This is a genomic window from Halomonas sp. KAO (assembly GCF_015595025.1).
In the GTDB taxonomy this organism is placed as follows: domain Bacteria; phylum Pseudomonadota; class Gammaproteobacteria; order Pseudomonadales; family Halomonadaceae; genus Halomonas.
The window spans coordinates 48,995-67,654 of record NZ_JADNRL010000012.1 but is presented as its reverse complement, the minus strand read 5'-3'; the positions used below and the strand labels follow the sequence as shown (position 1 = coordinate 67,654).

Below are 18,660 nucleotides of genomic sequence, written 5' to 3'. Positions count from 1 at the left end.
GCGCTCACCGAGGGCGGCAAACTCTTCGGCGGAGGGGGCCTCCTCGCCGAACTCGATGCTGGCCCGCACGCCTCGGGCCGGGGCGGCATCGCGCTCTTCCGGCGGCAGATTGTCGAGCACGCTGCGGGCCTCATCGGCGCGCCCCTCGGCCACCAGGGTTCGCGCCAGCTCGATCTGATAGGGGATATGCTCAGGATACTGCTGGACCAGCTCCTGGTAAATGGCGCGGGCACCGGCGGCATCACCGGCGGCCAGTGCCTCGGCGGCCAGGTCTTCGGGGCTCGCCGGGACATTTTCCGGCGCCGGGAAGTAACGCCCCAGCCACTCGCGGATCTCCTTCTCGGGCAGTGCGCCCTGGAAGTGATCGACCAGGCCTCCCTGGCTGACGAGCTTGACGTCGGGCACCGAGCGCACCCCCAGCTGGGCGGCGATCTCCTGATTCTCGTCGATATTGAGCTTGGCCAGGAGGAAGGCGCCCTGGTATTCGTGGGCCAGCTTCTCCAGCACCGGCATCAGGTTCTTGCAGGGGCCACACCAAGGTGCCCAGCAATCGAGCAGTACCGGCACCTGCATGGAAAGCTCCAGCACCTGCTGAATATTGCTGGCATCGACGTCGATGATGACCTCGGGCGCCTCGCCCGCCTCCGGCTGGGAGGGCTGTGGCTGGGCTTCCTGCGGGGCACTGGTATCGGCGGTGAGCGGCTCACCGGTACGCGGATCGACGATGGACATGGTTGGATTCCCGGAAACGAGTGTGTTTGCTCAGGATATGCGGGTGAGGACGGCTGGATTCAAGGGGAAGGGAGAGAGGGAGCCGATGACCTTGGGCCGTGGGCACGAAAAAATCCGACTCGCAGTGGAATCGGCTTTCTCGATACTTGGTAGCGGGGACCGCTGACGCTGAAACGAGAGGGAATCGATGACCTTGGGTCATGGGCACAAAAAAGCCGACCCCCAATGGAATCGGCTTATTCGGTATTTGGTAGCGGGGACCGGATTTGAACCGATGACCTTCGGGTTATGAGCCCGACGAGCTACCAGACTGCTCCACCCCGCATCAACGTGAGGCGTATTCTACACGGGATTCACCTTTAGTCAAGCACTGTCCTCAAACGCTCGTCCCTCTCGCCTTCCTTGGGCCATACTGTCCTCGGCTTGTCATCAAGATGACAGCTTGACCAAGAACAATGTGCAGTCCGGCCGGGGTGGCCGGTGTACAGTGTCATTATCATCAGGGAGATATATATGGCCAATTCATCACGCGTCGCTTGGGTTACCGGTGGTACCGGCGGCATCGGCAGTGCAATTTGCCGCTCACTGGCCGCCGAGGGCTACAAGGTAGTGGCCGGTTACCATAACCCGGAGAAGGCCAAGGCCTGGCTCGAGGAGCAGAAGGCCGCCGGCTTCGACAACATCGACATCGCCGGAATCGACCTGGTCGACTACGATGCTTGCGTGAAGGGTGTCAAGGAGATCGAGGAGAAGCACGGTCCCGTTGACGTGCTGGTCAACTGTGCCGGCATCACCCGCGATGGCACCATGAAGAAGATGAGCCCCGCGCAGTGGCACGAGGTCATCGATACCAACCTGAACAGTGTCTTCAATACCTGCCGCAGCGTGGTCGAGAGCATGCTCGAGCGGCAGTATGGCCGAATCATCAACATCTCCTCGATCAATGGCCGCAAGGGGCAGTTCGGCCAGGTCAACTACGCCGCCGCCAAGGCGGGGATGCATGGCCTGACCATGTCTCTGGCCCAGGAGACCGCTACCAAGGGCATCACCGTCAACACCGTGTCTCCGGGCTATATCGCGACCGACATGATCATGAATATCCCCGAAAAGGTGCGCGAATCGATCCGTGAGACGATCCCGGTGAAGCGCTATGGCAAGCCCGAGGAGATCGGTCGCCTGGTGGCCTACCTGGCCGATGAGGAGTCCGGCTTTATCACCGGCGCCAATATCGATATCAACGGCGGCCAGTTCATGGGCTGATGCCGGCTTCCTCCCGTCTCGTTACGGGCAGGATCACACAGGAGCGCGGGGGAAGCCTCGCGCTCCTGTATCGTTCAGGGGGCGGGAAAAGTGCTCAGGGAGGGGGCAGGCTCGACAGTCGCTCCAGCATATGGTCCAGCTCGCCGACGTTATGCTCCCAGAGTGCAGGGGGAACCGGCCCGATGGCGAGCAGCTCGACCAGTACGCTGCGTACCTCTTCGGCTCGGGAGGGTTCGCGGTCCAGGTTGTCATTGAGGCGCTCGACCTGAATCGCCAGGCGCAGTGGCTCATCACGCTGGCTGACGCTGCCCTCGGCCAGCAGTGCAAGGTGCACCCTGGTGCGTGCAAGGCGCTCCTCGACCGTATCGGTGGCGGTGCCCTCACGGCGCGCGGCGTTGCGGCGGAAGTGGGCGTTGCGCAGGTCCTCGGCAAGTATCTGGCCCTCCGGCAGGGGGACATCGCCGGGGTCGTTGCCCGCCAGGTCCTCGGCATCTGCCTGCAAATGGGCATCGAGCAGCGGGCGTACCTCCCGCCAGCCGGTTACCTGCTCGCTCACCGCCAGCCTCTCCAGCCGCTGGCGCCGTGCCCGAACGATGCCCGACCAGCGTCGGCGCATCCCCTCGCTGCGTCGACCGCCGGGAAGGGGCTCCAGTGCGGCAGCCTCGGCGATGGCCTGGGTCAATACCGCCTCGTCGGTCGATCGGGCGGGCTGCCAGCCGTGCAGGCGGTTGATCAGCGCCTGCATGGCATCCAGTCGCTCTTCGGCGCGGCGGAGCCGGTCGTCCCGGGCCGCCTCACGGCTGGCGAAAATGGTATCGCACAGGCTACGGAATTCACGCCACAGGGCCTGCTCTTCGCCCTTGGGGGCTCGGCCCAGCGCTCGCCAGCGGCGCTGCAGCTCCTTGGCCCGCTCGGCCCGCCTGGCCGCCGGCATCTGCTCCTCCTCCGATAGCTGCCGGGCCTCATCGACAAGCTCGCGCTTGGCCTCGGCGATCTCCCGGGCGCGCTGGTCGATCAGCGCCTGAAGCCGGTGGCGAATGGCACCGAAGCGCCGACCGATGGCCTCCGCCTTCTCGCGTGGGACCGGTGAGGCTCGACGCCACTGGTCTCGAGCGCGGTCGCGTATCTCACGCAGGGCATCTGGGTCGGCCTCATGGGCGGGGTGGTCCAGAAGTGTCTCGAGCTGTTCGCAGAGCGTGATACGTGTCGCCAGGTTGTTGTCTCGCTCGGACTCCAGGCGTGCCCGCCATGGCGCTAGGCGCTGATGAATGCGGTCCGAAGCGGTGCGGAAGCGTGTCGACTGCTCACGATTGGCAGCGGCGTCGCCCAGCGATTTCCACTCTCTCACCAGCTGACGGTGGCGCCGGTCCAGGGCGGTCTCCACGCTGGCCTCGTCATCGGCCAGTGCCTCGATGCTGGCAACCAGTTGCTCGCGCTTGGGGCCGGCCACGAACCCGCGCCAGTCGCGCAGTTCGGCCAGCCTCGCGCCGAGGCGCCTGGCGCGCGCCTCCAGAGGGCGGAGGGTGGCGGGGTCGGCGCTCTCGGTGAGCTGGCGCAGTTGCTGATGCAAGCGGCTGGCAGGCTTGAAGGCGCCGCGTTCCAGCAGGCGCTCGAGCTCATCGAGCTGGGTCTCGATGTGCTCAGCCGATACGCCGGCAGGCGTGGCATGCTGCTCGAGGCGTTGGCGGCAGGTGTGGAGCAGTGAGGTGGGGGGCAGGCTGTCGGGCCAGTCGATGGCCGTGAGCAGCGTCTTCAAACGCTCCCTGTCATCCTCTTCGAGGGCCCGCTCCAGATCGCCGGCCCGCTGGTCGAGGCGAGCCCAGGCGCTGCCGATCTTCTCGATCCGTCCCAGGGCGGTGTCGTAACGCCGGCGCAGCGCTTCATCGGTGACATGCTGGTCGGCCAGCTCCTGCCAGCGATGGGCCAGCAGACGCTTCTGGGAGCGCAGGCTGGCGATATCCTGAGCGCCCAGTGTTTCACTGCGCTCGAGTGCCTCGAGACTCTCCTCCAGCGCTTCCACCAGGCTTGCGCTGGCCTGCTGGACATCTTCGCGATGTCGATGGACCGCGGCGTTGGCACGCTGCTGGGCTTCATGATCCTCGATCACCTTGCGACAGCGCAGGCAGGCATCGTGATAGCGTCGCTCAAGGCTTGGGTCGGGTGTGTCCTCGAGCTGCTGCCACTCGCGCATCAGGTGGCGCATGCGGCCGGCGTAGAGTGGCTCCCAGGGGGCGCTCGCATGGCGCTCCAGTGCGCTGACCAGTGCCTCGCGGTGCTCCCTGGCGGCGGCCAGCTGAGCGGCATCGGCACGCCGCCGGTTGAGCCGCTCGCGAGCCTGACGCATCACCTGGCGGTCGCGCCTTGCCTCACGCACCAGGCGTGACAGGCCGGCGTCGCTGTCGACCCTTGCCGCTGCCGCATGGCGCACGGCGGCAATGCCGTTGTCGCAGGCCTGGCGTACCAGGGCGCCCTCGTCATGGATACGCTCGATCGCTGCCAGGCGCAGCTGCTGGTTGTCACCCTCCAGGGCGACGGTTTCGAGCAGCTCGGTTTCACTCAGGCGGGCCACCATGACGACTCGTGTGGAGAGTTCGAGTCGTCCCTCCTTGCCGCAGATCAACCGCGTCAGGCGCCGCGTGAGCTCCGGCGAGCGTGTTGTCTCGTCGAGCAGGGCGATCAGGGCCTCGGGGTCCTCGAGCCGGGCCAGTGCCGCGGTACGCACGCCCGGGTCGGCGTCCACTGCCAGTCGCTCCAGGGCATGGCGCTGGTCGTGGCGGTTGGGGTCGAGGCGCTCGATGGCCTGGCGGCGCACGCCGGGATCGGGGTGCTGCCAGCGGGGAGCAAAGAGGCGGCGAAGGAGTCCGGACATTGGCTATCCTGGCGAGAGGGGTGGCGTGCCGAGGCACATCCGCTCATATCATTGTTGATCGGTTGGGCAAGGGCTATCTAAGCATGCGGCGCGTCTGGGGAAAAGTCCGTGCCCCGGGCGTCTGTGGCCATATCGCGACACTGACAGCCAGGGGGTGTCGGGCGTATGATGAGAGTTGCAGGGGAGATAGGAGTCGCTTAGCTTTGACTCTACTCCCATCACAGCGACCTGGAGTTCGGCAATGAGCCTCAAACTGGACAGGGAAAGCACGGCCTTCACCTTCAAGGGAGGCATGCTGCCGATGACGGTCATGGAGCTGGCCAGTGCGGACCCCGAGCTGATCCGCGATCAGCTCGCCGGCAAGCTCAGCCAGTCGCCGGCCTTCTTTCAGCATACGCCGGTGGTGCTCAGTGTCGAGAAGCTCGACGAGCCTCATCTCGCCCTGGAGCGCATCTGCGCCGTCTGCCGGGCTCACAAGCTGCTTCCCGTGGCGGTGCGCGGGGGAGCCGATCCGATCAAGCAGTCGGCCTGGGCCCTGGGGCTGGGCTGGTTTCCGCCCCAGGAGGTTGGCAGGGCTCGCCCTCTGGAGAGCGTTGCCGCCGACGAAGAGGCGCCGGCCGAGCTGGCGGTGCCACCGGATAACATCGGTGGCGGACGCATCTTTCGTGGCACGGTGCGCTCCGGGCAGCAGGTCACCTCCCCTAGCGGTGATCTGGTGGTGATCGGTGCGGTCAATGCCGGCGCCGAGGTGCTCGCTGCGGGCAGCGTGCACGTTTACGGCGCACTGCGTGGTCGTGCCCTGGCCGGCATCCATGGTGATGCCCTGGCCGGCATCTTCTGCCGAGAGCTCCACGCCGAGCTGCTCTCGGTGGCCGGGAACTACAAGCGCCTCGAGGACATCGACCGGCGGCTGCTGGGCACCCCGGTACAGGTTCGCCTCGACGGAGATCAGCTGGGCATCACCTCGCTCACCTGAGCGGTCTCTCCGTCGGTGGCCCGCTCCATTTCAACAACACGACAGGAAGTGACTCTTGGCCAAGATCATCGTTGTGACCTCCGGCAAGGGAGGCGTCGGCAAGACAACCAGCGCGGCAGCCATTGCCACTGGCCTGGCACTGCGCGGTAACAAGACCGTGGTCATCGACTTCGATGTCGGGCTGCGCAACCTGGACCTGATCATGGGCTGCGAGCGGCGTGTGGTCTACGACCTGGTCAATGTCATTCAGGGGGAGGCGGGGCTGAGCCAGGCCCTGATCCGCGACAAGCGTGTGGAAAACCTACACATCCTTCCCGCCTCCCAGACGCGTGACAAGGAGGCCTTGACGCGGGAAGGGGTCGAGAAGGTACTCGAGACCCTGAGCAAGGACTTCGACTACATTCTCTGCGACTCGCCCGCCGGCATCGAAGGGGGAGCCCAGCTGGCCATGTACTTCGCCGATGAGGCGATCGTGGTCACCAACCCCGAGATCTCCTCGGTGCGCGACTCCGACCGTATTCTCGGTCTGCTGGCCTCCAAGACACGACGTGCAGAGCGTGGCGAGGACGCCATCAAGGAACACCTGCTGATCACTCGCTACAACCCGCTGCGGGTCGATACCGGCGACATGCTCAACCTCGAGGATATCCGCGAGATCCTGGCGATCGACCTGATCGGCCTGATTCCGGAGTCGGAGGCGGTGCTGCGCGCCTCCAACCAGGGGGTGCCGGTAACCCACGACGCTTCCAGCGATGCCGGCCAGGCCTATACCGATACCGTGTCGCGGCTGATCGGCGAGGACGTGCCGCTGCGTTTCCACGAGTATCAGAAGAAGAGTCTGCTCAGTCGCATGTTTGGAGGAGGTCGTCGGTGAAGCTGCTTGAATTCCTGAAACGGGAGCGCAAGAAGTCCGCGCCAGTCGCCAAGGAGCGGCTACAGATCATCGTCGCTCACCAGCGCAGCCAGCGCAGCCAGCGCGGCCAGCCGGACTACATGCCGATGCTGGAGCGGGAGCTGCTGGAGGTGATTCGCCGCTATGTGCAGGTGGATGATGACGCCATCAACATCAGCCTCGACAGTGAGGACAACTGTTCGGTACTCGAGCTCAATGTGACCCTGCCCAAGGGGGCGCCGGGCTGAGTCTGTCTGGCTGAACCTGTCTGGCTGAGTGAGTCGTTGGGCTGTGCTAGGCTGTTGCCTCCATGCTGAATCGCCGGAGAGACCTTGATGGCGCCGCCTGACGCCCCGCAGACCTTCCTGTGGCACGACTACGAGACCTTCGGTGCCGATCCGCGTCGCGACCGCCCGTCTCAGTTCGCCGCGATCCGTACCGATGCCGAATTCAACGAGATTGGTGAGCCGGTCACCTGGTACTGCCGGCCGGCAGATGACTTCCTGCCGCACCCCCAGGCCTGTCTGGTCACCGGTATCACGCCCCAGCAGGCGCGTCGCCGCGGGCTGTCCGAGGCGCAGTTTGCCGGGCAGATCGAGGCGCTGATGAGCGTCCCGGGCACCTGCTCGGTGGGTTACAACAGCGTGCGTTTCGACGACGAGGTCAGTCGTCACCTCTTCTATCGCAATCTGCTCGACCCCTATGCTCGAGAATGGCAGAACGGCAACTCGCGCTGGGACCTGATCGATGTGGTGCGGGCCTATCACGCCCTGCGCCCCGAGGGGCTTGAGTGGCCGCGTCGCGAGGACGGGGCGCCCAGCTTCCGGCTCGAGGATCTCACCGCCGCCAATGGCATCGAGCATGCCGGGGCCCACGATGCCCTGGCCGACGTGCGGGCGACCATCGCCCTGGCCAGGCGCCTGCGTGAGGCCAATGCCAATCTCTTCGACTTTCTGCTCAAGCTGCGCGGCAAGCGCGCCGTGGGCAAGCTGCTCGATGTGCCTGGACGCAAGCCACTGCTGCATATCTCGCGGCGTTACCCGGCCAGTCGCGGCTGTGCCGCCCTGGTGGTGCCCCTCGCGGAGCATCCCAGCAACCCCAACGGGGTCGTCGTCTATGATCTGTCGGTGGACCCCACGCCACTCTTCGAGCTCTCTGCCGAACAGATACGCCAGCGGGTCTTCGTCAGCAACGACGACCTTGCCGAGGGTGCCGAGCGCATCCCGCTCAAGGTGATCCATATCAACAAGTGCCCGGTGCTGTTCCCCGCCAGCGCCCTCAAGGACGTGGCGGGTCCGCGGCGCGGGGAGCATGGCGATATCGTCGAGCGCCTGGGGCTGGATATGGCGACCTGTCGCGAGCACTGGAAGCGTCTGGCTGGGCATCCGGAGGTGGCCGCCCGTGCCGCCGAGGTGTTCGCCGAGCCACCCCCGGCGGGGTCGGGTGATCCCGACCTGATGCTCTACTCGGGAGGATTCTTCTCGCCGGCGGATCGCCGTCAGATGCAGCAGGTGCGCGAAATGGCGCCCTGGGACCTGGTGGGGGCCAGCTTCGCCTTCCAGGACCCGCGCCTGGAGGAGATGCTGTTTCGCTATCGCGCGCGCAGCTTCCCCGAGACGCTTGAAGGCGATGAACTGGCCCAGTGGGAGGCCTATCGCTGGGCACGCATGAATGACGCCGAGGTGGCCAGCCTGACCCTCAAGGGCTTCGCCCGGGAGATCGAACGGCTAAACCAGGTTGAGCTGACAGACCGCGATCGCCAGGTCCTCGAGGAGTTGGTGATGCATGTCGAGGCCATCCTGCCTCCCCAGGCATTCGACGCGGACTGACGCACTGCCTTCCCGTTCGCAGCAGCTTCTGCCTGGCCTGCCATCGTCAGGGCCACATCACTCTTGATGTGGCCCTCTTCAGGCTTATAGCTTACGGCTTATCGTTCCGGCGCAGCCGGGGTTCACTCCTCGCCCCTCACTCTTTACCTTCGGGCAATGGCTCGAGGTCAGCCGTGAATGCCAGCACGTCGGTGGGCGCATCGCCCGGGTCATGGGCGACTCGCACCTCGGGGCTGGCAAGCAGGGCCGTCCAGGCCGCGCGCAGCTCGTCGGCGGTAACCGCCAGGACCCGCTCGGCGAGCTTTTCGCGTCGCTCGAACTCGGTATCGCCGTAGGCCAGGGCGCGCCACAGGCGATTGGTCCGGCCGGAAAGGCTGGTATCGCGCCGGGTCAGTTCGGCATGCACCGCCTGGCGGTAAGGGGCGAGTGCTTCCTCGTCCAGCGTTTCCAGGGTGGCGTCGAAACTCTCCAGAAAACGATCCATATGGTCGGCGATCGACTCGCTATCGGTCTCCGGTGACTGCACCAGCAGGGCGAGACCCGGGGCATCCAGCATCGGCGAGTAGCCGGCGTGAACCACATAGCCGAGCTGCTGTTCGGTGCGCAGACGCTGGTAGAAGGGAGTGTCGATCAGCTGGCCGAGCAGTGCCAGGCGTGCCTGGCTCTCCAGAGAGCGGTCCGGGCCCTGGAGATAGCGCAGCAGGATCGACTCCTCGCGACCTGTCTGCGGGGTCAGGGCGGGAAGATCCGCGGAGGCAGCCAGCGGGACCAGGTCGGGAATCGCTGCCGCCGTCAGGCTCGGCGCCAGGGTGTCGGCCATCTGCCGTGCAATCCCGTCGGCTTGCTCGGCGTCGATATTGCCCACCGCCATGGCCTCCAGGTGCAGCTCGTCGAGGAAGGCCTCGCGGAATTCGCTCAGGCCCCCCGGCGTCATGCCTTCGCTGGCCTCAAGCAGTGCGCTGGTGGGCCACTGGGGGCGCACCAGGGCCTCGGCCAGGGTGCGATTGGCCTGTCGATGGAGCGGGTCCTGGGGCGCATTGCGCCACTCCCGCTGCAGGCGGTGGCGTACCCGTTCGAAGGCGTCGGATTCGATGGCCCCCTGCTGAAGCTGCTCGACCACACGCTCCATCACCACCGTCTGACGATCGCGCCAGCCCGAGAAGGCCAGGGTAATGCCCCGGGCGTGGGCGTAGGCCTCGACTCCCTGGCCGGCCAGCCGCGCGGGATAGAGCACTTCGTTGAGGCTGTCCTCCAGCCAGCCGGCGAGCAGCCGGGCCAGTGCCGCTTCGCGGGGCGCCTCGGCGGCACGTGGGTGTTGCAGGCTGAAGCGCCACTCCACCTTGGGCGTGTCGAAGCTGGCGTCGGCCATGTGCCAGAAGGTGAAGGTGGGTTCATCGATACGCTGCCGAGGGCGCTCGTCCTGGGCGTCCAGCAGCGCGAGATCCTCGGCGATATAGGGGTTGGGGGCGGGTAGCTTCAGCCCGTCGCGAGGCGTGCCATCGGTGGTATAGGCGTCGTCACCCCAGGGGGCGTTGAACCAGGGCGAGGTCCGCTCGCCCTCGACGTCCGGGGCGCTATAGAGCCGAATCAGGTTGTCGGGCGTCAGTGCGGCCAGGTAGTCGCGGGTACGCTCACGGTCGAAGCCATCCATGCGATAGTCGGCATATTGCACATCCTCCACCGGGTAGCGTGCCAGGTTCATGGCCAGGCGCATGGCGTCCTGCTGGGCCGAGCCGTGCTGCTGAAACTGGAAGCTCTGTTCGGCCAGGCGCGCCTGCTCGGCATAGCGCCACGCCTCGGGGCCGGCCTCGCGAACCGTCTCGATGGCAGCGAACAGGCTGGCCTCGATGGCATCGCGATGCTCTGCCCCCTGGGGGGTCAGGCTGATGCCGATGGTGAACAGGGCGTGGTGGCCGTCTCCCCGCGAGATGCCGGCGGAGAGCCCGTCGGCCCAGCCCGCCTCGCGCAGGGTCGCAAGCAGGCTACCCTCGCCCTCATGCCCGAGCAGGTGGGCAATCAGGTCGGCAGGCTTGTGGCGGTACTCGGCGATGGGATCGTCCACCGGAAAGAGGAAGCGCAGCTGATGGCTGTCACGCAGGGACTTCACGGCGACTCGTCTGGGAAGTGTCTCCGGCAGGGCCAGCGGGTCGCTGATCTCCGGTCGCACCAGGCCTCGGTCGGGCACCGCGGCGAAGCGCTCGGCGACCAGCCGTTCCAGTTCGTCGAGGGGCTGAGGGGCGACGACCGCCAGGTGCATGACATTGGCACCGTAGTGCGATGCGTAGAAGTCGATGACCCGTTCGCGCAGACTCGGCTCGTCGCTTGGACGGTCGGCCAGGGTCGTGCGGCTGCCGACCGAAAAGCCGGTGAAGGGGTGCTCGGGGTTCAGCAGGCGGTCGAGCACGTCATTGATCCGCCGGCCCTCGTCACGGATGCGCGCCATATATTCGGAGTGCACCACGTTGCGCTCGCTCTCCAGGCGGTCGGCGTTGAACAGCGGCGCGATAAAGAACTGGCTGAAGCGATCCAGGGCGCCCTCGAGAGCGTCGGGCTCGATGGTGAAGAAGTAGTTGGTGTCCTGTGGCGCGGTAAAGGCGTTGTGGCTGCCGCCATGGCGGGTGAGATAGCCCTGATAGGCGTCCGCCTCGGGGTAGGGCTCGGTGCCCAGAAACAGCATGTGCTCGAGGAAGTGGGCGAGCCCCGACAGGTCTGCCGGATCCTGGGCACTGCCGACCGAGACATTGAGGGAGGCCGCGGCCTTGTCGGCATCGGGGTCGCTGACCAGCAGGGCGGTGAAGCCATTTTCCAGCTTCAGCACGCGATAGTCGCGCTCGTCGTGAGGGCTGACCCTGGGTGTGGTGCTTTCCTCGACGGCCGCGGTGGGGGTGGTTGCCGTCTGGGTGGCCAGGGCCTGGGAGGCGAGGCCCTGTGAGGCCAGGCCCAGCAGGACAAGCAGCGGTGGCAACAGTCGCCCGCAGCGGGCGACGGACAGGATAGGCAACATTCTCACTCCTTGTGCAGGGATGTCGGCTCAGGCCTCGTGGCGCAGCATGGGGCCGACCGGGTGGGCGCAGGCCGGGTCCTGGTTCGCCGGATTGTTCACACGTCTTGATACCGGAAAAGCGCCCAACAGTTCCCTGGGCGCCGGCGCCAGCATGGCCTGGGCCGCCTCACTCGGTGTCTGCGGATCGAGCCAGCGCCGTGCCTCGGCAGGCGGTATTGCCGCCGGGAGGCGATCGCTGAGCGGTGCCAGCAGGCCGTTGGTCGGCACGGTGATCAGTGCCATGGAGTCGGTGTGTTCGGCCAGGCTGGTGTGGAAGCGACACCAGAGCGCGGCCAGCAGCAGCGGGCCGCGGTCCACTCGTGTGACCAGGAAGGGCTGCTTGAAGCGTGGCTGGGGCTTCCATACGTAGATGCCGGTGGCCGGGATCAGGCAGCGCCTGGCGTGGAAGGCCTCGCGGAACATGCGGCGCGACGCCAGGGATTCGGCGCGGGCGCAGTGGGGCGCGTGGTCCAGCACCTCCAGCCAGGGGGGCGTCAGCCCCCAGAACAGTTGACCCAGGCGCGGCCGTCCCGCTTCCAGGCGAATGCCCGAGAGCATGCGCCGGGGGGCCAGGTTGGCACCGGTCAAGAGGGGCGTCTCCATCACCAGGTCGGGCACGAGCTGGCTGATGTCGATCGGGGCGATATGCAGTCGGCCGGCCATGGGATCTCCGGGTCTATGTAATGTCAGGGTAACATGACTATCGAAAACAGTGTTCGATGTGCGCTATCCTTGGGGTCCTTCACGCAACTGCCTGCTTCGGCACGCGAGGAACTCGATGGCTCGTCCCAGACAACATGCCCCCGAGGCGCTTCATGCCCAGGTAATGGCGGCCTGTGATGCCTGGTTGCAGAACAACTCGGTACACGGCCTCTCGCTGCGTGCGCTGGCCCGTGAGGTGGGGTGCGCGCCCAGTACCCTGCTCAAGCTCTATGGCAGCTTTCATAACCTCCTGCAGCACGTCAATATCGAGACCCTTGGGCATCTGCGCGAGGTGGTCGAGCCGCTGGCCGGCCAGTCAGCACCGGAGGAGCGGCTGCGCGCCCTGGCGCGTGCCTACTGGCAGTTTGCCCAGCGCGAAGCGTATCGCTGGCAGCTGCTGTTCGACTTCCCGCTGGCCCAGGAGGGAGAGCTGGATCAGCGCCAGAACGAGATGATCGAGGCACTCTTCCTGCGTGTCGAAGCCACCCTCAAGGAGTACCAGCCGGCCCTGGATGATCTCGAGGCGCGCCGGCTGGGGCGCACCCTCTGGGGCAGCGTGCATGGCCTGGTACAGCTGGGCCTGAACGAGCGGCTGGGCTACTGGCAGGGCCAGCAGCTGGAAGTGGGGGAGCTGCTCGACCAGCTGCTCGACACCATCCTCGCCGGCCTGAGGGCCAGGTAGGTGTCGACGTGACGGCGTTTAGCTGGTTCCTGATCGCCTGTGTGGCGCTGTGTATCGTCTGGTGGGTCATGCAGGCGCCGCGCCCGGCGGTGCGCCTGCTGGTCTATCTGCTGGTTCGCCTGATCTATCGGCTGCGCCTGACGGGGCTCGAGCACCTTCCCGAGCGTGGGGCGGCCCTGGTGGTGTGCAACCACGTCAGTTTCATGGATGCCCTGGTGCTAGGTGGCGCGAGCCCGCGACCGCTGCGCTTCCTGATGGACAAGCCGATCTATGACTCACCCTGGCTCAACTGGCTGTTTCGGCTGGTGGGGGCGATTCCCGTTGAGTCGGAGCGCCGCGATCCAGGTGGTCTACGCCGGGCGATGGAGGAGGTGAGTCGAGCGCTGTGCGATGGCGAGGTAGTGATGCTGTTTCCGGAGGGGCGTCTGACAGCGAATGGCGAGGTGCAGGAGTTTCGCCGCGGCCTGGAGCTGATCCTCGCCCGTGACCCGGTGCCGGTGATCCCGGCGAGTCTCTCCGGGCTCTGGGGCTCATGGACCTCTCACTGCCACGGCCGTGCGCTGAGTCAGCGACCGCGGCGTTTCCGCGCCCGAGTGGTGCTGCAGCTCGGCGAGCCGCTCTCACCCGGGGCGGCGACTCGTTGCCAGCTGGAGGCACGGGTTCGGGAGCTCAAGTGCGTGGGGGATGCCTCGATCCAGCCGGCGGTCGAACACCAGATCCAGAGTCGCTAGGGGCATGTGCCTGGCGTCGCGCTTACCGCGGGGCCAGCCAGCAGCGTGCCGCGGTGATCAGGTTGTCACGCACCGCCTGGATCTCCATGCGCACGTCGCCCACCTGTAGCGAGGTGGGGCCCTCCGGAAACCCCTCCAGGTGTTCGAGGATCAGGCCATTGAGCGTCTTAGGGCCGTCGGTAGGCAGCTGCCAGCCCAGCGACTTGTTGATGTCGCGGATATTGGCGGTGCCCTCTATCACCACGCTACCGTCCTCCTGGTGCCGGATATCCTCCTGCATGCCTGCCACACCGGTGGTGAACTCGCCGACGATCTCCTCGAGAATATCCTCCAGGGTCACCAGGCCCTCCACGTCCCCATACTCGTCCACCACGATGCCGATACGCCGCTTCTGCTGCTGAAAGTGGAGCAGCTGGGTGTGCAGCGGATTGGACTCGGGGATGAAGTAGGGCTCCCGAGCCTCCTGGACGATGGCGGCCTTGGTCACTTCGCCCCGGGAGAGGAAGCGTGCCGCATTGCGCAGGTGCAGCAGACCGATGATGTTGTTGATGTCGCCCTTGTAGACCGGCAGCCGGGTGTGCTGGCTGGTGCGGATCTGGGTGAGGATATCATCGAGGTCATCGTCCAGGTTGATGCCGATCACCTCGTGGCGCGGCACCATGATGTCGTTCACGGTGACGTTCTCGAGATCGAGAATGGAGAGCAGCATCGCCTGGTGGCGATGAGGAATGAGGGTGCCCGCCTCGTGAACCACGGTGCGCAGCTCGTCGCGGGTCAGGTTGTCGCCATCCCCATCGATGCTGCGCACCCCGATCAGCCGCAGCAGACCATTGGAGATCACGTTGACCAGCCAGACCAGCGGGTAGAGCAGCTTGAGCAGTGGCTCGAGCACCAGCGAGGCGGGGAAGGCGATGCGGTCCGGTTTCACCGCCGCATAGGTCTTGGGCGTGACCTCGGCGAAGATCAGGATGGTGATGGTCAGCGCGGCGGTGGCGACGGCCGGGCCGGTGACGTCGCCGAGAAAATGGATGGCGATGATGGTGGCGATGGAGGCCGCCAGGTTGTTGACGAAGTTGTTGCCGATCAGGATGACGCCGATCAGCCGGTCGGGGCGAGCCAGTAGTCTGGCGACACGCTGGGCCCGTGCCTCCCCGCTGCTGACCCGGTGGCTGAGGCGGTAGCGGTTGATCGACATCATGCCGGTCTCTGAGCTCGAGAAGAAGGCAGACAAGCAGACAAGCAGGAACAGCAGGCCGAACAGCAATCCCAATGGGAAGTCGTCGCTCAAGTCGAAGAGTCCTCGGTCGCGGGTCAGGCTCGATTTGACGGGAGGTGGGCGCGCGGTGTCAAGGTGTCAGGAGGGCCGCTCAGCCGCGGTTGAGCAGCACTTCCAGCACGAAGAGGCTACCGAAGTAGGCTGCCAGCAGGACGGCGCAGCCGCCAAGGGTCCAGCGCACGGCACGCATGCCGCGCCAGCCCAGGCGGTGGTGGCTGAACAGCAGGATGGCGAAGATTACCCAGGCGGCCAGCGAGAGGATCGTCTTGTGGGCCAGGTGCTGGGCAAACATGTTGTCGAGAAACACGAAGCCGCTGAGGATCGCCAGGGTCAGCAGTGCCATGCCGGCCCAGATCAGCTCGAACAGCAGCCGCTCCATGGAGGTGAGCGGGGGCAGGGCCTGAACGATCCCGCGGATATGGTGGTGGCGCAGGGCGCGGTTCTGCAGACCCAGCAGAATGGCCTGCACGGCGGCGATGGCCAGCACCGCGAATCCCAGCAGGGAGCTGATGGCGTGGAGGGCGATGCCGGGAGAGAGTGCCTCGGCCGGGGGGGATGCCGGTACCGTGACAGCCAGCAACAGCGCGAAGCCCGCCAGCGGCAGGACGCCGACGGCGGCACCCAGTACCGGCTTGAACAGGCTGACACCCAGCAGTACCGCCACCGCCATGGCGCTGATCAGGACCATGCTGGTGTAGAGCCCCGGCAGTACCTGAGCCTCATGACCGAACAGGCTGACGACCAGTGGCAGGTGGCAGAGCAGGCCAAGCAGCGACAGGCCGCGTACCAGCATCGGCTGTGGCGCTACCCGGCGAACCAGGGTAAGTCCCTGCCAGGAGGCGGCGGCGAGATAGAAGAGAGAGGCCATTACGGCCAGGGCGAGCGCCTGCATGGGTTGCGATCCGTGCGCCTGTGGAAGTGGTCAGCATAAGGGTGGCATCTGTGCGGTTACTATACCCAATCACCCGGCTGGCGCACAGGCCTTGGAGCCTGGGTCAGGACGGGGTGCATGGAGACTCGCGGCCACAGCGCGTATAATCGCCCCCAACCTTCAGGCCATCGCACATGTGGAGAGGCCAATGTTTCAGAATCTCAGCGAGCGCCTGTCGCAGACGCTCAAGTCGATCAAGGGTCAGGCTCGCCTGACCGAGGACAATGTCAAGGACACCCTGCGCGAGGTGCGCCGTGCGCTGCTCGAGGCGGATGTCGCCCTGCCGGTGGTCAAGGACTTTATCGACCGCGTGCGCGAACGCGCCGTGGGCCAGGAAGTCTCCAAGAGCCTCTCGCCCGGTCAACAGTTCGTCAAGATCGTCCAGCAGGAGCTGGAGGCGACCATGGGCGAGGCCAACGAGGGGCTGACCCTCAAGGGCTCGCCGGCGGTAGTGCTGATGGCCGGCCTGCAGGGGGCGGGCAAGACCACCTCGGTGGCCAAGCTGGCGCGCTATCTGCGCGAGCGCGAGAAGAGGAAGGTGCTGGTGGTCTCTGCCGACGTTTACCGTCCGGCGGCCATCGACCAGCTCGAGACCCTGGCGAAGGAGGTCGAGGTCGACTTCTTCCCGTCGCGCTCCGACCAGCAGCCCGTCGCTATCGCCGAGGCGGCGATCAAGCATGCCAAGATCCAGTTCCACGATGTGGTGCTGGTGGATACCGCCGGTCGCCTGGCCATCGACGAGGCGATGATGGCCGAGATCCAGGCGCTGCATAAGGCGGTCTCGCCTCAGGAGACGCTGTTCGTCGTCGACGCCATGACCGGCCAGGACGCCGCCAATACCGCCAAGGCCTTCCATGAGGCGCTGCCGCTGACCGGGGTGATCCTGACCAAGGCCGACGGCGATGCCCGTGGCGGTGCGGCGCTCTCGGTGCGTCATATCACCGGCAAGCCGATCAAGTTCATGGGCGTTGGCGAGAAGGTTGACGCCCTCGAGCCCTTCCACCCGGATCGCGTGGCGTCGCGCATCCTCGGTATGGGCGACGTGTTGTCGTTGATCGAGGAGGCCGAGCGCAGCGTCGACAAGGGCAAGGCCGAGAAACTGGCCAAGAAGGTCAAGAAGGGCCAGGGCTTCGATCTCGAGGACTTCCGCGACCAGCTCCAGCAGCTCAAGAAGATGGGCGGCATGGGCGGCCTGCTGGGCAAGCTGCCCGGTATGGGCCAGATGGCCGAGATGGCCCAGGGGCCCGGCCCCGAGAAGGAGATGGGCAAGCTCGAGGCGCTGATCAACTCCATGACGCCCCAGGAGCGTCGTAAGCCCGAGATCATCAACGGCTCGCGCAAGCGGCGCATCGCCGCCGGTGCCGGCCTGCAGGTGCCCGATCTGAATCGTCTGCTCAAGCAGCACAAGCAGATGCAGAAGATGATGAAGAAGGCGGGCAAGAAGGGCGGCATGCAGAACATGATGCGCGGCATGTCCGGCATGATGGGCGGCGGTGGCCCCGGCGGCATGGGTGGCATGGGGGGAATGGGCGGCCCCGGTGGCAAGCCCTGGCGATAAGCCCCGAGGCTTACGCAGTTACCGACAGGGTGATAGCGAAAGGCGCAGGGGACAACCCGGAGAGGGGGTCCGAGGACCAGGGGTGAGGAGTACTGCTCCGAACGGGCTGGCCAGGGATGGCCGAGGTAGCCCACAAGGAAGTACTCGTAGCGCCCCCTCAACGGCCTGTCGCCGGAACAGCCTTGAGCGGGACTGCCATCTGCGATAAGCCCGAAAAAGGTTCCCAAGCGGGACTGTTTTCCGTAGAATGCTGCGTCTTGACTGACAGGACCGCGAGTGTCGCGGTCATCGTCGTGACCGAATCCCAATCAACCGAAGGACTTAATAGGCCATGGTTACCATTCGTCTGGCTCGTGGTGGCGCCAAGAAGCGTCCCTTCTACCACCTGACCGTTACCGATTCCCGCAACGCCCGTGACGGCCGTTTCATCGAGCGTCTCGGCTTCTTCAACCCGGTTGCCCGTGGTCAGGAAGAGCGTCTGCGTGTCGATCTCGACCGTATCACCCACTGGCAGAGCCAGGGTGCCCAGCTCTCCGGCCGTGTTGCCGAGCTGGTCAAGGAAGCTCGCAAGCAGGCCTGAGGTCTGATGCGATGATTGTCTCGGTTCCGAGGTCGTCGATGAGCGAATCTGCAGAGGCTCAGCCCGCCGACGATCATGTGGTGCTGGGAAAGTTGACCAGCCCCTATGGCGTGAAGGGCTGGCTCAAGGTGTATTCGTACACCAGCCCCATGGAGGGCATCCTCGACTACCCCGAGTGGGTGGTGCGTCAGGGCGAGACGCTGAAGCGTTGTCGACTGGTGCAGGGGCGTCGCCACGGCAAGGGTCTGGTGGCCCGGCTCGAAGGCTGCGACTCCCGCGAGGCCGCCGAAGCGCTGGCCGGCGCAGAGATCGTGCTGCCCAAGGCAGAACTGCCCGAGCTCAGCGGCGACGATTTCTACTGGCACGAGCTGGAAGGCCTGCGGGTCGTGACCCGTGATGGCAGCGTGCTGGGCCGTATCGACCATCTCTTCGAGACCGGCGCCAATGACGTCATGGTCGTTAAGGGAAGTCTCGAGACGGATGCCATCGATGCCCGTGAGCGGCTGCTGCCGTTCCTGCCCGACGAGGTGATCCTCGAGGTGGATCTCGAAGATGGCGTGATGCACGTCGACTGGGATCCCGAATTTTGAAGGAATCCG

Annotated in this window: 16 protein-coding genes and 1 tRNA gene; 10 read left to right on the top strand and 7 right to left on the bottom strand. The window is 65.9% G+C overall.

What is annotated here, in order from left to right:
• Both IOC61_RS05615 and IOC61_RS05610 read right to left on the bottom strand, forming a co-directional pair.
• Positions 1-732: thioredoxin domain-containing protein (locus tag IOC61_RS05615; protein ID WP_195687890.1), on the bottom strand; the 732-nt coding region annotated here is incomplete at its 3' end.
• A gap of 248 nt (positions 733-980) precedes the next feature.
• Positions 981-1,057, bottom strand: a tRNA-Met gene (locus IOC61_RS05610).
• Between the two features lie 188 nt (positions 1,058-1,245).
• Here IOC61_RS05610 and phbB point away from each other — a divergent pair.
• The gene (gene phbB, locus IOC61_RS05605) at positions 1,246-1,992 is read left to right on the top strand and encodes an acetoacetyl-CoA reductase (protein ID WP_195687889.1); all 747 of its coding nucleotides are present in this window, start codon (positions 1,246-1,248) and stop codon (positions 1,990-1,992) included.
• A 94-nt stretch (positions 1,993-2,086) separates the two neighbouring features.
• Here the strand turns inward: phbB and IOC61_RS05600 are convergent, their stop codons facing one another.
• Entirely contained in the window at positions 2,087-4,861 is a 2,775-nt protein-coding gene (locus tag IOC61_RS05600; RefSeq protein WP_195687888.1) for a DUF349 domain-containing protein, read from the bottom strand.
• Between the two features lie 241 nt (positions 4,862-5,102).
• On the opposite strand from IOC61_RS05600, the gene minC reads away from it, so the two are divergent.
• The 4 genes from minC to sbcB all read left to right on the top strand — a co-directional run bounded on the left by minC (position 5,103) and on the right by sbcB (position 8,558).
• On the top strand, positions 5,103-5,837 hold the full coding sequence (minC, locus tag IOC61_RS05595; RefSeq protein WP_195687887.1) for a septum site-determining protein MinC: 735 nt from the start codon (positions 5,103-5,105) through the stop codon (positions 5,835-5,837).
• A 55-nt stretch (positions 5,838-5,892) separates the two neighbouring features.
• Positions 5,893-6,711, top strand: a complete 819-nt coding sequence (minD, locus tag IOC61_RS05590; RefSeq protein WP_195687886.1) for a septum site-determining protein MinD — start codon at positions 5,893-5,895, stop codon at positions 6,709-6,711.
• A complete protein-coding gene (minE, locus tag IOC61_RS05585) occupies positions 6,708-6,977 on the top strand; it encodes a cell division topological specificity factor MinE (RefSeq protein WP_195687885.1) in 270 nt (89 codons plus the stop codon). The genes minD and minE overlap by 4 nt, the downstream gene beginning before the upstream one ends.
• 87 nt (positions 6,978-7,064) lie before the next feature.
• The gene (gene sbcB / locus IOC61_RS05580; protein ID WP_195687884.1) at positions 7,065-8,558 is read left to right on the top strand and encodes an exodeoxyribonuclease I; all 1,494 of its coding nucleotides are present in this window, start codon (positions 7,065-7,067) and stop codon (positions 8,556-8,558) included.
• A 136-nt stretch (positions 8,559-8,694) separates the two neighbouring features.
• On the opposite strand, the gene IOC61_RS05575 is transcribed toward sbcB, so the two are convergent.
• Together IOC61_RS05575 and IOC61_RS05570 are read right to left on the bottom strand one after the other, a co-directional pair.
• Positions 8,695-11,562, bottom strand: a complete 2,868-nt coding sequence (locus IOC61_RS05575) for an insulinase family protein (RefSeq protein WP_195687883.1) — start codon at positions 11,560-11,562, stop codon at positions 8,695-8,697.
• 27 nt (positions 11,563-11,589) lie between these two features.
• Positions 11,590-12,264, bottom strand: coding sequence for an SOS response-associated peptidase (locus tag IOC61_RS05570; RefSeq protein ID WP_195687882.1), 675 nt, complete (start codon positions 12,262-12,264; stop codon positions 11,590-11,592).
• Between the two features lie 115 nt (positions 12,265-12,379).
• On the opposite strand from IOC61_RS05570, the gene IOC61_RS05565 reads away from it, so the two are divergent.
• Positions 12,380-12,985 carry a TetR/AcrR family transcriptional regulator gene (locus IOC61_RS05565; RefSeq protein ID WP_195687881.1) on the top strand — a complete coding sequence of 202 codons (606 nt, stop codon included), beginning with the start codon at positions 12,380-12,382 and terminating at the stop codon, positions 12,983-12,985.
• A gap of 68 nt (positions 12,986-13,053) precedes the next feature.
• Positions 13,054-13,716 (top strand): 1-acyl-sn-glycerol-3-phosphate acyltransferase, encoded by a 663-nt coding sequence (locus IOC61_RS05560; RefSeq protein ID WP_195687895.1) that lies wholly within the window; start codon positions 13,054-13,056, stop codon positions 13,714-13,716.
• 22 nt (positions 13,717-13,738) lie between these two features.
• Here the strand turns inward: IOC61_RS05560 and IOC61_RS05555 are convergent, their stop codons facing one another.
• Positions 13,739-15,004, bottom strand: a complete 1,266-nt coding sequence (locus tag IOC61_RS05555) for an HlyC/CorC family transporter (RefSeq protein ID WP_195687880.1) — start codon at positions 15,002-15,004, stop codon at positions 13,739-13,741.
• Positions 15,005-15,083: 79 nt separating this feature from the next.
• Entirely contained in the window at positions 15,084-15,884 is an 801-nt protein-coding gene (locus IOC61_RS05550) for a cytochrome C assembly family protein (RefSeq protein WP_195687879.1), read from the bottom strand.
• 187 nt (positions 15,885-16,071) lie between these two features.
• Here IOC61_RS05550 and ffh point away from each other — a divergent pair, with 187 nt between their 5' ends.
• From ffh to rimM, 3 genes are all read left to right on the top strand, one after another.
• A complete protein-coding gene (gene ffh, locus IOC61_RS05545; RefSeq protein WP_195687878.1) occupies positions 16,072-17,481 on the top strand; it encodes a signal recognition particle protein in 1,410 nt (469 codons plus the stop codon).
• A 331-nt stretch (positions 17,482-17,812) separates the two neighbouring features.
• The gene (rpsP, locus tag IOC61_RS05540) at positions 17,813-18,061 is read left to right on the top strand and encodes a 30S ribosomal protein S16 (protein WP_195687877.1); all 249 of its coding nucleotides are present in this window, start codon (positions 17,813-17,815) and stop codon (positions 18,059-18,061) included.
• A 38-nt stretch (positions 18,062-18,099) separates the two neighbouring features.
• Entirely contained in the window at positions 18,100-18,651 is a 552-nt protein-coding gene (gene rimM / locus IOC61_RS05535; RefSeq protein WP_195687876.1) for a ribosome maturation factor RimM, read from the top strand.
• Positions 18,652-18,660 lie beyond the last annotated feature (9 nt).

Bases quoted from the DNA above. Each gene is read 5' to 3' on its own strand.
- IOC61_RS05550 (WP_195687879.1), bottom strand. From the start codon at position 15,884: ATGCAGGCGCTCGCCCTGGCCGTAATGGCCTCTCTCTTCTATCTCGCC.
- IOC61_RS05570 (WP_195687882.1), bottom strand. From the start codon at position 12,264: ATGGCCGGCCGACTGCATATCGCCCCGATCGACATCAGCCAGCTCGTG.
- IOC61_RS05565 (WP_195687881.1), top strand. From the start codon at position 12,380: ATGGCTCGTCCCAGACAACATGCCCCCGAGGCGCTTCATGCCCAGGTA.
- phbB (WP_195687889.1), top strand. From the start codon at position 1,246: ATGGCCAATTCATCACGCGTCGCTTGGGTTACCGGTGGTACCGGCGGC.
- rimM (WP_195687876.1), top strand. From the start codon at position 18,100: ATGAGCGAATCTGCAGAGGCTCAGCCCGCCGACGATCATGTGGTGCTG.
- IOC61_RS05560 (WP_195687895.1), top strand. From the start codon at position 13,054: ATGCAGGCGCCGCGCCCGGCGGTGCGCCTGCTGGTCTATCTGCTGGTT.
- IOC61_RS05575 (WP_195687883.1), bottom strand. From the start codon at position 11,562: ATGTTGCCTATCCTGTCCGTCGCCCGCTGCGGGCGACTGTTGCCACCG.
- minC (WP_195687887.1), top strand. From the start codon at position 5,103: ATGAGCCTCAAACTGGACAGGGAAAGCACGGCCTTCACCTTCAAGGGA.
- rpsP (WP_195687877.1), top strand. From the start codon at position 17,813: ATGGTTACCATTCGTCTGGCTCGTGGTGGCGCCAAGAAGCGTCCCTTC.
- ffh (WP_195687878.1), top strand. From the start codon at position 16,072: ATGTTTCAGAATCTCAGCGAGCGCCTGTCGCAGACGCTCAAGTCGATC.
- sbcB (WP_195687884.1), top strand. From the start codon at position 7,065: ATGGCGCCGCCTGACGCCCCGCAGACCTTCCTGTGGCACGACTACGAG.
- IOC61_RS05600 (WP_195687888.1), bottom strand. From the start codon at position 4,861: ATGTCCGGACTCCTTCGCCGCCTCTTTGCTCCCCGCTGGCAGCACCCC.